Genomic DNA, 14,263 nt, shown 5'->3' on the forward strand with positions numbered 1-14,263 from the left:
TATGAAAAACTTTATACATACAATTTTACTTGCCCTTTTAATGGTTCCAAATTTTATTGGGGCACAAGAAACCGCAGGAGCTGTAGGGCCAATGTCATCGTATCCTGTTGTTTATAAATATGATGAACAGGTAACGTGGTACTTTGATTTATCAGGAACAACATTTGCAGAGACAGAAGATTTGTACATCTGGATCTGGTCGCCTTCTGAACCCGATGCAGGGAATTGGGAAAACTCTTCTGATTTTGCAAAACTAAAATATGAAGGCAACAAAATCTGGAGTTTTACTTTAACGCCAACGGCTTACTTTTCTAAAACTCCGGCCGAGATTGCAGCAAGCGCAGGTTTTTGGTTTCGATTAAAAAACAAAAACGGATCAAAACAAAGTGAAGTAGCTAACATGCCCTATACTGATTTCTCTTCTTTTTATACAGCAAACGAAGTAATTCGTTCTTATCCCGAAAAACCATTAATTGATAAACCGATTAGTATTTTATTCAATTCTAATTTAAAAGATGGCTTTTCAGGAGTTCCCAGTGTGCATTTTCATAGTGGTTTAAACAATTGGGCGGTTTTACAGGAATATCAGGCATGGATTCCGGAAGTGACAGAAAAAACAAAACTGAAAGATCTTGGAAACGGTTTTTACCGAATGGATCTTATTCCGCAACAGTATTACAATACAGAACCTGGATTTGTTATGGAAAATATTACGTTCCTGATGGTTGCAAAAGACTGGACCACAAATTCGGGCGATCAGATTATTTATGCGGGAGAATTTATTCCGCCGCCACCGCCAAGTTTCAGCTTTTTTCCGTTGCAGATTAGCCAAAGGGATTTTCTGGGAATGTCCAGAAAAAACAATGAGGCTGGTGTCAATAAATTACTTTATACCATCACGGCCGGACCAAAAACATTTTCGGGCGAGTTTATGGGAGGAACTACAGAAATTAAAGGCTTTGTCAATTTGGTTTCGGAGTTAAATGGAATTTCAAATTTGAGTGAAATCCATGTCTTAGTTAAAGACAACAAAGACAAAATGATTTCTGACACTACAATTCCGCTTAAAACTTTAGATAAATAATCACTATTAAATTAAAACATTAATTCTAATGAATAGTAAAAATACAAAAAGCGTCCTGCATCAAATGTGGACTGCTAAAGCGGCGGTATTGATGATATTTATGCTTTTCTTTTCTGCCGGCACTTTCGCGCAGACGAAAAAAATATCAGGTACTGTTTATGATAATACCGGTACGGTACTGCCGGGAGCTTCTGTTCTTGAAGTGGGAACTAAAAACGGAACCACTACAGATTTTGATGGTAAATTCAGCCTTCAGGTAGCCGTAGGAAGTGCGATTGAAGTTTCGTTTATCGGATCAACAACGCAGAAAGTTCAGATTACATCCAATACCAATGCTATTGAAGTCCGTCTTCAAAACGATGGTTATACACTGGCGGAAGTTCAGGTTGTTTCGGTTGGTTACGGAAAAGTAAAAAAATCAGATTTGACCGGCGCAATTTCGACCGTTGGGGCAGATGATCTGGTAAAAGGAACCATTTCTTCTACAGAACAGGTTTTACAGGGAAAGGTAGCAGGTCTGAATATCATTCGTCCTTCCGGAGATCCTGCAGCGGGTTCCACAATTCGCCTTCGCGGAGGAACTTCTTTAACCGCAAGTAACAGTCCGCTGATTGTGGTAGACGGAATTGCGGGAGTTGATATTAATGTGGTACAGCCCTCTGATATAAAATCTGTTGATGTTCTTAAAGATGCTTCGGCGACCGCTATTTATGGTTCGAGAGGAGCAAACGGAGTAATTATGATTACAACGAAATCCGGAACAAAAGGTGTTTCTGTTGTATATAACGGACAAACCAGTTTTGGTTATGTAAATGATAACCTGGATCTTTTATCGGCAAATCAGTGGAGAGGATATGTTCGTCAAAACGGACTTGCAGATGCAGTGGATTACGGGGCAAATACAAACTGGCAAAAAGCAATTGAGCAAACTGCGATTTCTCAATCCCATACTTTAAGTATTAATTCGGGTAAAGCAGACAGCGGTTTTAGAACTTCGCTTTCATATTTAAATAATGAAGGCGTAATTAAAAGATCCGGTTTAGAAAGATTAAGCGGAAACGTAAGTGCTTACCAGTTTCTTGGAGATAATAAAGAAGTAAAATTTGATATGGGTTTATTTGCCAACATAGACAAATGGCATCCCATTGATTACAGAATTTTTGAAAGAGCTTATAATTTAAATCCAACGATTCCGGTCTACGATGCAAATGGTGAATTTAGCGAGGTAACAGGAAATATCTACCAGAATCCTGTGGAGATTTTAACCAACAGAACAATCGATAACGAAAGACACAGACTTTTGGGATATTTTAAAACAGAAGTTAAATTCTTAAACGATTTTACGGCAACAGCCAATATTTCTTTAGAACACAATGCTGTAAAAGGCGGAAGCTATAAACCCTCTTATGCGGTTATGGAAGGTCAGACCGAAGGCGGTTATGCACAGAGAAGTTATGGTGAATTTACAAATGCTCAGGGCGAACTGTATGTCAATTACAGCAAAATAATAGACAAACACACTATTGGTGCACTGGCCGGATATTCTTATCTCGAAAACATTTACGAAGGTTTTGGCGCGCAAAGAGGCGGTTTTGTTACAGATGCTTTTAGTTATAATAATTTGGGTGCGGGTTACAATTACCGTTTGGGAGATGTGTATTCATACAAAGGAAAATCGAATCTGGTTTCGTTCTATGCCCGTGCGAATTACGGTTACGACGGCAAATATTTATTGACAGCGACAGTAAGACGTGACGGATCCAGCCGATTTGGAGAAAACAATAAATGGGGAACGTTTCCTTCTGCTTCTGCGGCATGGAGAATTTCTAACGAAGCTTTTATGGAATCTTCAAAAGGCTGGTTAGACAATTTAAAGCTAAGAGTAGGTTATGGAGTGACTGGTAATCAGGACGGAATTGGCGAATACAAATCACTCTCTATTTTAGGGGTTGGAAATGACAGTTATTACGATCCGGTTACCAAAACATGGAGTTTGGCCTATTCCCCAAAACAAAATCCGAATCCGGACTTAAAATGGGAATCTACAGAACAAGTGAATGTCGGAATAGATTTTGGTCTTTTTAACAGAATCACCGGTTCATTCGAATATTATTCTAAAACTACAAAAGATTTGCTATACACTTATGAAGTGCCTCAGCCTCCTTATTTAGTGGGAACCATGCTGGCAAATGTTGGTGAAATGTCAAATAAAGGAGTGGAGCTGACGCTAAATGCAGATATTGTTAAAGGAGAAAAATTCAACTGGAATGCTAATCTTACTTTGGGACACAACGTTCAGAAAATCGAAAAATTGTCAAATCCAACCTATAAAACAGATGTGATCTACAGCGGATCTTTGCACGGTTTAGCGGGTATGTCGGGGCAATATTCGCAAATTATTGCAGAAGGTTATCCGGTTGGAACTTTCTGGGGATTTAAGAATGCCGGTTTAGATGCTGATGGAAAAATCCAATATTACAATGCTGCAAACGAAGTTGTGGCAGAAAGCGCCCTGGTGGATGCAGACAAAAGGGATTTGGGAAATATTCAGCCGGATCTGACTTTAGGAATCGGAATGAATTTCACTTATGGAAATTTTGATCTCGGAGTTTCAGGTTACGGAATGTTTGGACAAAAAGCTTTAAACGCAACCAACATGATGCTCAACGACCCAAATCGATTGCCAGCCTTTAATGTTCCGGATAATTTTCTGAACAGCGGCATTACATCAGCGCCAAAGTATTCTGATTACTGGATTGAAGATGCTTCTTTCTTCAGACTTCAGACATTATCCGTAGGTTATACTTTACCATTAAAGTTTAAATCTAAAGTGAGATTCTTTGTAATGGGAGAAAACTTATTTGTAATTACAGGCTACAAAGGTGTAGATCCCGAGATTGGCCTGAACGCTCAGGACGGAATTAACCAAACCGGAGTAATGGACCAGACCGGACTCGCAGCGCCGGGAATTGACAGGTATAACAATTACCCACGACCAACTACAGTTTCTGTCGGACTAAATTTTACGCTGAATAACTAAGCGAATTGATAACCATAAAATACTAAAAATGAAAATCAAAATAACAGCAGCAATACTTTTAAGTATGCTTTTTACGGTATCATGTACTGATTTGAATGAACAGTTATACGATCAGGTAGAAGATGGGGATTTTGGAAATACTACCAAAGAAATTGATGCGCTTGTAGGTGGAGGATATTCTTCCTTAAGAGGATTCTCTGATGCTATTTCTAATAATTTCCCTACATGTGAATATGTTTTCTTTTTGAATGAAGTTGTTTCAGATGAAGCAACGATACCCACAAGAGGAACCAACTGGTACGATGGCGGACAATATCAGGATGCACAAAAACATACCTGGAAAGCAGATAACAGAATGATTCTGTCGGCCTGGCGTTACAACTATACCGGGATTGCCAAGATCAATGCGATCATATATCAAATCAATAAGTCGTCTTTGACGGAAAAAGCAAAAGAACCCATTTTTGCAGAATTAAAAGCGCTGAGAGCTTATTATTACTATAATCTTTTAGATTTATTTGGAAATGTGCCTATCGTAACCAATTTTGAAGATACAGAGCTTCCAACCAATTCAACCAGAAAACAGGTATATGATTTTGTTGAAAAAGAACTTACAGATGCAATTCCGTATTTAAACGGAAATGTGGTTTATTCTAAACTGACAAAAAATGTGGCGTATTCTCTCTTAGCAAGACTATATCTTAATTCAGAAGTATATATAGGACAACCACGCTGGCAGGATTGTATTAGTATGTGTCAGAAAGTTTCCGGATATACTTTAACACCGGATTTCTTTGCCAATTTTGCAACAGAGAATCAAACGTCGAGCGAAATTATTTTTGCTATTCCTTATGATTCAAAAGCAGGAACAGTTGGAAATTATATGAACTCCATGTCGGCGCATTACAACCAAAAACTGGCTGTTTCTCCAACAGGAAATTACCCATGGAGCGCCAACGGAATGTGCGGTCAGCCGGGCCTTTATTCCAAATTTACAGACACAGACAAGAGGAAAAAATGCATGCTGCAAGGCGATCAGATCAATCTGGCGACGGGTTCTGTAATTTTAATGGACAATGGAAACCCGTTAACGTATACTGAAAACCTGACAAGTCTTACCGATGCAAAAGAAAATGAAGGCGTCCGCCTGGCAAAATATGAGATGAAAGATGGAGAACAATGGGAGCGTGATCATGATTTTGTACTCATTCGCTATGCAGAAATTTTGATGATGCAGGCAGAATGCTTTGTTCGCCTGGGTTCACCAGATTTGGCCAGACCATTTTTACAGCAAATAACAGCCAGAGCCGGCGAGGAAATGCCGGCAACTATAGATCTTGCTTTTATCGATCAGGAATTGTTGAAAGAATTTACATTTGAAGGGAGAAGAAGAACAGATAATATTCGTTTCGGAACATTCTTCCAGCCGTGGTGGGAAAAAGGTACAACTGAGCAGTACAGAGCAATTTTTCCTATTCCAAGCACTGTTTTAACAACAAATAAAAACCTGAAACAGAATCCTGGATACCCTCAAAGCTAGATTCTAAATGTCAGTCTTCCATGTTGGTTAGTCGTGGAAGGCTGACATATTTTTATTTCTAAATTTTGCCACTCCCGATAGCTATGGGTATAAAAAGATTAAAATGATTCTTTTTTGGAGTGAATTAGATATTTTCTTTTTCAAGGCACAATAAACATGTCTTCATAAATAGCTCCGAAGGAGTTACATATGCATAAATAATGTCACTATTTGAAGTTATATATGAATAAACCTTTCTAATAATCGATGGCAAAAAAAACAAATCAATATGAAAAAATATATCACCTCAATAGTTTTTGGTTTAATGAATATTGTCATGCTTGCCGGATGCAGCACCGATGACAAAGGTTCAGACAAACCTGCAGAACCCGAAATAACAATGCCAGTTGCAATTGAGAAAACCAACAGCACTAAAATTTACATGCATTACATGCCGTGGTTCGAAACCAACGAAAGCAGTGCCGATAAAAAATGGGGATATCACTGGACAATGGCTAATAAAAATCCCAACAATATTGGAGCAAACGGAAGGCGAGAAATTGCTTCGTATTATTATCCATTGATTGGACCGTATCATTCCGGCGATAAAAATGTAATCGAAAATCATTTATTATTAATGAAATATTCGGGAGTAGATGGTGTTCTTATCGACTGGTACGGGACTTACGACGTAAATGATTACAGAATGGTCAAAGAAAATACAGAACAGCTTATCGAAATGCTAGATAAAGTTGGTTTAGAATATGCGATTGTATACGAAGACCGTTTTTTGACAAATGTTGTAAACGCAGGAAAAGCAATCTCGGTCACCAGTGCCGCAAAAACAGATCTGGCTTATGTACAAAATAATTATTTTACTGATGCTAATTATATTAAAATTAATGGCAAACCTCTTTTAATGAATTTTGGTCCGATTGCCTTACAGACTGCGGCAGAGTGGACAAATGTTTTTAATACTTTGACCGTAAAACCAACATTTTTAACGCTTTGGGATCATTCTGTAAAGACAGGAGAAAATGCTTCAGGAGAATATGCCTGGGTATACAAAGACAATAGTTTTCTCACCAATTTTTACACGAATACAAAACCAAAACTAAATGTGGCCATGGGCGCTGCTTATCCCGGTTTTAAAGATTTTTACGCTGAAGGTGGAGGTGGAGCCGCTATTGGATGGACGATTGAACATAATAACGGCAATACCTTAGACGAAACTTTAGCTTTAGCTAAAAATGCAAATGTCAATTACCTCCAGTTAATTACATGGAATGATTTTGGAGAAGGCACAATGATAGAACCAACAGTGGAATTTGGTTATTCTTTTCTCGAAAAAATTAAAACTTTTGCCGGAGTAAAAAATACAGAAAGTATATTTCCGGAGATCAGCAAATTGTATGATTTACGCGTACAGAAAAAAGGAAATGTCGAGATTCAGAAAAAACTCGATCAGGCGTTTCATTATTTTGTTTCGATGCAGCCGGCAAAAGCAAAACAAATCATGAGCGAAATTAAATAGAGCTGTAATTAATAAATTAAATAATGAAAAACAGAAAATATAGCTACTGTATATTGGCTTTAGTAACAATGCTTATTTGGGCCTGCAGTACTAAAAAAACGTATAAAATTAGTTCTCCTGAAAAAATTTCTGAACTTACTTTTGAATTGACCCCTTCCGGACAACCGCAATATAGTTTTTCGTCAAGCGGAAAATCGGTTATTGAACCCTCTCTTATGGGGTTTGAATTTCAGGGAATTGCAAAAATGACAGAAGGTTTTGAAGTAGTTTCTGCCGAAGAAAAAACCGCAGATGTAACCTGGGAACAGCCGTGGGGCGAATTCAAAAAAGTGAGAGATCATCATAGCGAGTTGATTGTTCACTTAAAGGAAACAAAAGATGAGGAGCGTCTTGTTGATATTATTTTCAGGGTTTTTGATGACGGTTTAGGATTTCGATACGAGTTTCCGAAACAGCCACATTTAGGAAAAGTTAAAATCTCTAACGAGATAACGCAGTTTACTTTTAAAGATAATAATGAAGTATGGTGGATTCCGGTGCATCGCGAAAACAGTTATTACGAAAGTGAATATCGTAAAACGTTAATGAGTAAAACGGATACTATAAACACTCCGGCAACTTTTGAAACAAAAAATAAATTATTCGTGGCCATTCACGAAGCCAACTTAACCGATTTTGCCTCAATGACGTTATTCAAAACGAGTGATAAACAATACAAAAGTGATTTAGTGCCTTGGGCCAATGGCGTGAAAGTCTATGCCGAAACACCTTTTAAAACACCTTGGAGAACAATTGTAGTAGGGAAAAATCCGGGAGAAGTAGCGACTTCAACTATTATGCTGAATCTCAACGAACCTTCAAAAATAGAGGATCTTTCCTGGATTACACCTTCAAAATATATTGGAATCTGGTGGGGTATGCATCTCGAAAAATATACCTGGGGACAAGGGGCAAAACATGGTGCAACTACTAAAAACACAAAAGAATATATTGATTTTGCTGCCAAAAACAATTTTGACGGCGTTTTAGTAGAAGGCTGGAACGAAGGCTGGGATGGCGACTGGACAGCAGATGGTTCTGCATTTAGTTTTACAAAAGCCTATCCTGACTTTAATTTGGAAGAGATAACGAAATATGCTGCTATGAAAAATGTTCGTTTAATTGGTCATCACGAAACTGCCGGCGCTACCAAAAATTATGAAAGTCAGTTGGAAGATGCTTTTAAACTCTATCAAAAAATGGGCGTGAATTCGGTTAAGACAGGTTATGTAAACAAATATTTAGACAAAAAAGAATGGCATGACAGTCAGTATGGAGCGCGTCATTACAGAAAAGTAATCGAAACGGCCGCAAAATATCATATTATGATAGATAATCACGAACCGATGAAAGGAACGGGTTTACAGCGTACGTATCCAAATTTTATGTCGCAGGAAGGCGGACGCGGACAGGAATATAATGCATGGTCTGCAGATGGAGGAAATACGCCTGAACATTTAACGACTTTGCCTTTTACAAGAATGCTTTCAGGTCCGTTTGATTACACACCCGGGAATTTTAATTTTGATTACAAAACGCCTTCAGGAGCAAAAGTACAGACCACTTTGGCCAATCAGCTCGCGTTGTATGTGATAATTTTTAGTCCGTTGCAAATGGCTTCCGATTTACCGGAAAACTATGAAGGCAAACCGGAGTTTCAGTTTGTAAAGGAAGTGCCGTGTACGTGGTCAGACACTAAAGTTCTGGATTCAAAAATTGGAGAATACACTACAATTGTCCGTAAAGACTGGGAGGAGAAAAAATGGTATTTAGGATCAATTACAAACAGAAGTGCAAGAGATTTAAAAGTTCCACTTTCATTTCTGGACCAAGACAAAGAATATGAAGCCGAAATTTATGCAGACGGAACCGGAGCAAATTATAAAACAAATCCGTATCCGGTTGCAATCTCCAGACAAACGGTAACCAGTAAATCGATATTAAATCTAAAGCTGGCAGCGGGAGGAGGAACAGCAATAAAATTCTCTCCAATAGAAAAATAAGTAAGTACGTTTTATTTTGAGTTAAGTTTAAGTTGAGCAATAAACCCGACCGCTGCAAAGTTGTCGGGTTTGTTATTTAATTTCAGATTTTAGATTTTAGATTGAAAACCTTAGAACCTTAGTCACTCAGCCTCTTAGCACCTTAAAAAAAACTAATGTTTGTAAAGTTTCACATGATTGCCGAAAGTATAAGTTGCCGTAATACTTGGGCCATTGTAACTCCATTTGACATAGCCGTTTATGCGTTCTTCATAATCTTCAATCCTAAAATTCAAACCGGTATATCCTGCTGTCAAACTAAAGTTTTCATACACATTGTAAAGAAGTGACAGGTTATAACTCACAATCTTACCTTTAATCGTATCTATTTTAGCAGCAAAATAATTAGCATTGACAAACAAACCGATACGTTTTCCTAATACAAATTCTCCCCAAACGCCAACATCCGGCAGAGGGGCAGTAAAGGCAAAATTATCTTTATATTCTGCACTGGCCTGATTGGCTTCAACGCGAAGTCCGATATCTCCGAAAAGCAAATGAGTACCAACTAATGCGCCTATTTCGTATTTGGGTTTTGATATAAAAGCATAACCATAATAAATGCGGGCAATCTGTACATCAAAAAATGACGAAACCCGGGTATTGATATTGTAAACATTATCTTCAAATTCGATTTGCCTTTCCAGTGTTTTGGAAGCATCTCTGTTTAAAACAAAATATTCTGCACCCAGTCTGGAACGTCTTGAAATTCTCCATTCGAAAGTTCCCATAAAGGAAGAAGTTGATTTTGAAAATCCTAAATCGTCTTCCAGATCAATCCTTGTTCCCGCATTTCCATTGTTTGTTCCTACCTGAACCTGAGTATTATTAAGAGGGAAAAAAGCTCCTGCTGTGACTTTAAATCTTCTCGCGTGCCATGGCAAATCGTCTGCAGCATCATACTGAAAGTCTTCTGTTGAGGTTTGTGCTGAATTTAAACTTTGAGCAGAATCGTTTTGTGCCGTAATTTGTGCTTTTGCTTCAAAAAAAGGAATTGTCATGATTAAAAAAACAAAGAATCTTTTCATCGGTTTAGGTTTTAAATACTGATTAGGAGTAATTAGTAATTAAAGTTAATGAAAAAAAATACTATTTTTTATATTATTGGTTAAAATTTTGTATGCAAAATACTGCAAATCAATGTTGTATATTGGTTTATGTCCCATCGCATTGGATGCAGTACTGATAGCAGATTTTTGATCTGACCCTATTATCTTATAAAGTTCTTTTGAAAACAGTTTGCGTGAGGGATAGGAGCAGGCTACCGAAGTAGCGTGGATAGCCCGACAGCATTATAAAAAAGGGGCACATAACCGCAAAGACGGATTGCCCTTTTTTATAATGGTGTCACGCCCAAATTGTTTTTTGTTGTTTATCTAAATCCTTAAACCCTGTGATAATCTGCTTTCCAGTGTACAATGGCTTTTTTAATGGCGTCTCCGGTTAAGTTATGTTTTAAAACTTTTTCGACAAGTGCACCAAGTTCGCTGTCGGGTGCAAAACGCAGCGCAAAGATTTGATCGTCTGTAAGTTTGTATTCGAATTCTTCAAATCGTTTTCCGGTTAGTGTAAAATATCTGTAACGCACTTCTAAGCGCACAATTCTGTTTTGGAGCGTTAGTGCATAGTGCTGGCGCAGCATGAAAGCGAGTACGAAGAGAAATACGAAGGCTACACTAATAAAAGTCCAAATTAAATGGTCTTCTGTAGTTACTGCAAGATAGATACTGGCAATTAAAAACAGTATTAAAACCGGATAATATAAAAAATGGTGCGGTGTATAGAACCGTATGTGATTATGATAGGTCTGAATTTTCATTTGTGTTTGTATTTGGATGTTATATAAAACAAAGCTGCTCTATAATGATATAGAGCAGCTTTTTCCCAAAAATAAACTAACATAACCAATGTTCTCTTTATAGACTAAACTTTTTACAGTTTGCTTTGTAAATTTTAATAAGAAGAAAGCCGTTCCATCTCGTTAATCAATCTTCAATATGGCTTATTTTTCTTGATGTAAAATTACTTTAGAGGTGGTTGCTATTTGTTATACTTTAAACGAAAAAAGTTACATGATTCCAATATCTGCATTATAATTGTATAAAAACTGAACGTTTAATATAAGGTCTGAATAATTTTCCACTCGTTTAATTTATCCTGGTATGCCGTGCTGGCATTGGCCGGACTTGTCGAAGGAAGTGTGAATATCTGATATTCTTTGTCTAAGTGAATGTACTTTTTAAAAAACGCCGCTGCTTTTTGTCCGTTAAAAAGAATGTACTCAATCTGGTTATGAAGAGTCAGGAAATTTTCAAAATCATTGGCCACTTCATTTTTAATGGCACTATCCAGACTGCCCACTCTGTCGCAAAATTGTAAGACATCCCAAAGTGCGATCCGGTTTTTTATTAACAGACTTTTACGTATTTGATAATCGGTAGAAAATTCTTCTCCTAAAATAGTGAACATAAATTTCCAGAAGTTGTTTTGATTGTGACCATAATATTGATTGAGTTCTAATGATTTTATACCGGGCATTGTTCCTAAAAGAAGGATTTTTGAATCTGCTGAACTTATTGGGTTAAAAGAAAAACTTTTCATAGTACTATAAGTAGAATAATGTACTGTTAAATTAGGTATTTATAAGGAATTATAAAACAAAAGCGAAAAATTATATAACAAATTTGAACCATGATTGGACGAACTTTGAATCTCAGAATTTTAAGAAAAGCCTTGCGCATTTTTAAACTAAATTCTGATAACAATTTAGAGAATTTAAATCCAGTCATCATGAAAATTATTACTATAAATACAGAAAGAGCTCAAAATCTATTTGATGAACTTCATACAAATTTTGGTGGGAAAGTGACTTTTGACTTAGATGAATATACACTTGAAGTTGAAAACAGCTTTGCAGAAGGTTCGATTATTGGAGCTTCTTTTAATGATAATATTTCTTATGTTCAGTTTGATATGACATTTTCGACAGATGTAAGACTTGATATACTGAATGTAAAATCTTCACCAATATATTTTGCTTATTGTTCTAAAGGAAATCTTTCGCATAGTTTTGGACTGAATGGAGAGGAGCGAAAACTAAAAACTTTTCAGACGGCAATTGTTACCTCTAAACAAAATCAGGATAATGTTTTATTTTTTGAAAAAGGAAAGAAAACAAAACTTACTTTAATTATTGTTGGGACTCAGATTGATGCTAAAAGTCAAAGCCATTCTCTTAATCAGCAGGTTAAAGATACTTTCTTTGAAAATAATCTGGTTCAGGATTTCTTTTATATTGGTTCTTATAATTTGCAGATTGCAGAAAAGATCGAGCAGCTTAATTCTATTACGCAAACCGGAATTGTTCGTAATTTACTGAAAGAAGGAATTATGAGGATAATTTTGGCGATGGAAATTCAACAACATTCTGATGATTTAAATGCTTTTGCAAATGATTCTAACGGATTGACTTTAAGAGAACTGGAAGAGATTAAAGAATTATCTGAATTCATTAAAGCAAATCCTGAAGAAGCTTTTTCTATCAAATCTTTAAGTAAAAAATCTGGTTTATCTCCGAATAAACTTCAGGAAGGATTTAAAATGATCCATAATCGTACTGTTAATGATTATATCACTCATATGAGAGTTTTAAAAGCTGAGATTTTAATCAGAACTTCAGATTTAAATATCTCTGAGATAGTGTATTGCATTGGTTTTACAAGCAGAAGTTATTTCTCGAAAATCTTTAAACAAAAATTCAATTGCAGTCCAAAAGAATATAAATTTAATTTGAATTCCTTAGCTATTACAGCGTAGTAAGCTGCCTGGCTCTCGAAATCTAACTCAAAATTAAAGTCGCTAGCTCTAAAGCATGATATATACAGATGCTGAGTTTCTGAAATACTAAGTTGCAAGTTTTGCAGGTTGGTTTTTTAGAAGCTCAGTTTTTTTATGTTCTATCCAGAAGCCTTAAAATAAAACATACAAAATATAATTTTTTTATATACTTTTGTATAACTGGTTATATAATTAATTATTTTATGGAATTTTTTAATAAAGTTGGAAAGGTGGCTTTGGGAAGCCGGTTGCGTTTAATGACTTCTTCTTTTACAGAAGATGCAGCTGAAATTTATAAATTGTACGGCGTCGATTTTAATCCGAAATGGTTTCCTGTATTTTATACTCTTACAGAAGAGCGCGAGATTACAATTACAGAAATTGCAAACGAGATTGGTCATTCTCAACCTTCTGTCAGTAAAATTATTCAGGAAATGACTGGCGCCGGAATATTGGAAGAGGGTCTTAAAAATGATGATAAACGTAAAAATAGCGTTGTACTGACAGAGCAAGGAATTTTGATTTCAGAAAAAATCAGGCATCAGCTCATGGATATTGATGTGGCTGTAGAAAGTCTAATTTCTGAAGCGAAGCATAATCTTTGGGCTGCCATTGAGGAATGGGAGTTTTTATTACAGCAAAAATCATTATTTAAAAGGGTAAGTGATCAAAAGAAAATTCGCGAAAGCAAAAATGTCGAAATTGTGTCCTATCAGCCGCAGTACAGAGAAGCATTCCGGGATCTGAATGTAGAGTGGATTTCGAAATATTTTGAAATGGAAGAAGCCGATTATAAAGCACTTGATAATGCGGAGAGTTATATTTTGAATAAAGGAGGAAAAATTTTAGTGGCTTTATATGATAATGAACCTGTCGGAGTTTGTGCGCTTATAAAAATGAATCATCCTGAATACGATTTTGAAATGGCAAAAATGGCTGTTTCTCCAAAAGCACAGGGAAAAAATATTGGATATCTTTTAGGAAAAGCGATTATAGATTCTGCAAGGGAAATGGGAGCGAAAAAGATTTATCTGGAAAGTAATACCATTTTGAAGCCGGCAATAAATCTCTATTATAAACTAGGTTTTGAAAAAGTCTTTGGCTTAGAAACGCCTTACAAACGCTGCAATATCCAGATGGAACTTGTTATATAAAGAATTATAAAACA

The 14,263-nt window shown here is 36.4% G+C and carries 10 protein-coding genes; 7 read left to right on the plus strand and 3 right to left on the minus strand.

What is annotated here, in order from left to right; all coding sequences use genetic code 11:
* Nucleotide 1 precedes the first annotated feature (1 nt).
* From ABEB31_RS14250 to ABEB31_RS14270, 5 genes are all read left to right on the plus strand, one after another.
* Entirely contained in the window at nt 2-1,084 is a 1,083-nt protein-coding gene (locus tag ABEB31_RS14250) for a hypothetical protein (RefSeq protein WP_347052302.1), read from the plus strand.
* A 28-nt stretch (nt 1,085-1,112) separates the two neighbouring features.
* Nucleotides 1,113-4,124, plus strand: a complete 3,012-nt coding sequence (locus ABEB31_RS14255; protein ID WP_347052303.1) for a SusC/RagA family TonB-linked outer membrane protein — start codon at nt 1,113-1,115, stop codon at nt 4,122-4,124.
* 28 nt (nt 4,125-4,152) lie between these two features.
* Nucleotides 4,153-5,664 carry a RagB/SusD family nutrient uptake outer membrane protein gene (locus ABEB31_RS14260; RefSeq protein ID WP_347052304.1) on the plus strand — a complete coding sequence of 504 codons (1,512 nt, stop codon included), beginning with the start codon at nt 4,153-4,155 and terminating at the stop codon, nt 5,662-5,664.
* A gap of 268 nt (nt 5,665-5,932) precedes the next feature.
* Nucleotides 5,933-7,177, plus strand: a complete 1,245-nt coding sequence (locus ABEB31_RS14265) for a glycoside hydrolase family 99 protein (protein ID WP_347052305.1) — start codon at nt 5,933-5,935, stop codon at nt 7,175-7,177.
* 23 nt (nt 7,178-7,200) lie between these two features.
* The gene (locus ABEB31_RS14270) at nt 7,201-9,219 is read left to right on the plus strand and encodes a glycoside hydrolase family 97 protein (protein WP_347052306.1); all 2,019 of its coding nucleotides are present in this window, start codon (nt 7,201-7,203) and stop codon (nt 9,217-9,219) included.
* Between the two features lie 152 nt (nt 9,220-9,371).
* On the opposite strand, the gene ABEB31_RS14275 is transcribed toward ABEB31_RS14270, so the two are convergent.
* The 3 genes from ABEB31_RS14275 to ABEB31_RS14285 form a co-directional block, all read right to left on the minus strand.
* Nucleotides 9,372-10,286 (minus strand): hypothetical protein, encoded by a 915-nt coding sequence (locus ABEB31_RS14275; RefSeq protein ID WP_347052307.1) that lies wholly within the window; start codon nt 10,284-10,286, stop codon nt 9,372-9,374.
* Nucleotides 10,287-10,642: 356 nt separating this feature from the next.
* Entirely contained in the window at nt 10,643-11,077 is a 435-nt protein-coding gene (locus ABEB31_RS14280) for a DUF6526 family protein (protein ID WP_347052308.1), read from the minus strand.
* Between the two features lie 296 nt (nt 11,078-11,373).
* Nucleotides 11,374-11,859, minus strand: a complete 486-nt coding sequence (locus ABEB31_RS14285; protein ID WP_347052309.1) for a DNA-deoxyinosine glycosylase — start codon at nt 11,857-11,859, stop codon at nt 11,374-11,376.
* Nucleotides 11,860-12,048: 189 nt separating this feature from the next.
* Between ABEB31_RS14285 and ABEB31_RS14290 the strand changes: the two genes are divergently transcribed.
* Together ABEB31_RS14290 and ABEB31_RS14295 are read left to right on the plus strand one after the other, a co-directional pair.
* Entirely contained in the window at nt 12,049-13,074 is a 1,026-nt protein-coding gene (locus tag ABEB31_RS14290) for a helix-turn-helix domain-containing protein (protein ID WP_347052310.1), read from the plus strand.
* A 224-nt stretch (nt 13,075-13,298) separates the two neighbouring features.
* Complete coding sequence (locus tag ABEB31_RS14295; RefSeq protein WP_347052311.1) at nt 13,299-14,249, plus strand: bifunctional helix-turn-helix transcriptional regulator/GNAT family N-acetyltransferase; 951 nt, start codon at nt 13,299-13,301, stop codon at nt 14,247-14,249.
* The last annotated feature ends 14 nt before the right edge of the window (nt 14,250-14,263 follow it).

Origin of the sequence: Flavobacterium olei (assembly GCF_039749035.1) — a bacterium.
Lineage (GTDB): Bacteria > Bacteroidota > Bacteroidia > Flavobacteriales > Flavobacteriaceae > Flavobacterium > Flavobacterium olei.

What these genes read in the sequence shown, in the direction of transcription:
- ABEB31_RS14250 (WP_347052302.1), top strand. Translation starts at nt 2, where the DNA reads ATGAAAAACTTTATACATACAATTTTACTTGCCCTTTTAATGGTTCCA.
- ABEB31_RS14255 (WP_347052303.1), top strand. Translation starts at nt 1,113, where the DNA reads ATGAATAGTAAAAATACAAAAAGCGTCCTGCATCAAATGTGGACTGCT.
- ABEB31_RS14260 (WP_347052304.1), top strand. Translation starts at nt 4,153, where the DNA reads ATGAAAATCAAAATAACAGCAGCAATACTTTTAAGTATGCTTTTTACG.
- ABEB31_RS14265 (WP_347052305.1), top strand. Translation starts at nt 5,933, where the DNA reads ATGAAAAAATATATCACCTCAATAGTTTTTGGTTTAATGAATATTGTC.
- ABEB31_RS14270 (WP_347052306.1), top strand. Translation starts at nt 7,201, where the DNA reads ATGAAAAACAGAAAATATAGCTACTGTATATTGGCTTTAGTAACAATG.
- ABEB31_RS14275 (WP_347052307.1), bottom strand. Translation starts at nt 10,286, where the DNA reads ATGAAAAGATTCTTTGTTTTTTTAATCATGACAATTCCTTTTTTTGAA.
- ABEB31_RS14280 (WP_347052308.1), bottom strand. Translation starts at nt 11,077, where the DNA reads ATGAAAATTCAGACCTATCATAATCACATACGGTTCTATACACCGCAC.
- ABEB31_RS14285 (WP_347052309.1), bottom strand. Translation starts at nt 11,859, where the DNA reads ATGAAAAGTTTTTCTTTTAACCCAATAAGTTCAGCAGATTCAAAAATC.
- ABEB31_RS14290 (WP_347052310.1), top strand. Translation starts at nt 12,049, where the DNA reads ATGAAAATTATTACTATAAATACAGAAAGAGCTCAAAATCTATTTGAT.
- ABEB31_RS14295 (WP_347052311.1), top strand. Translation starts at nt 13,299, where the DNA reads ATGGAATTTTTTAATAAAGTTGGAAAGGTGGCTTTGGGAAGCCGGTTG.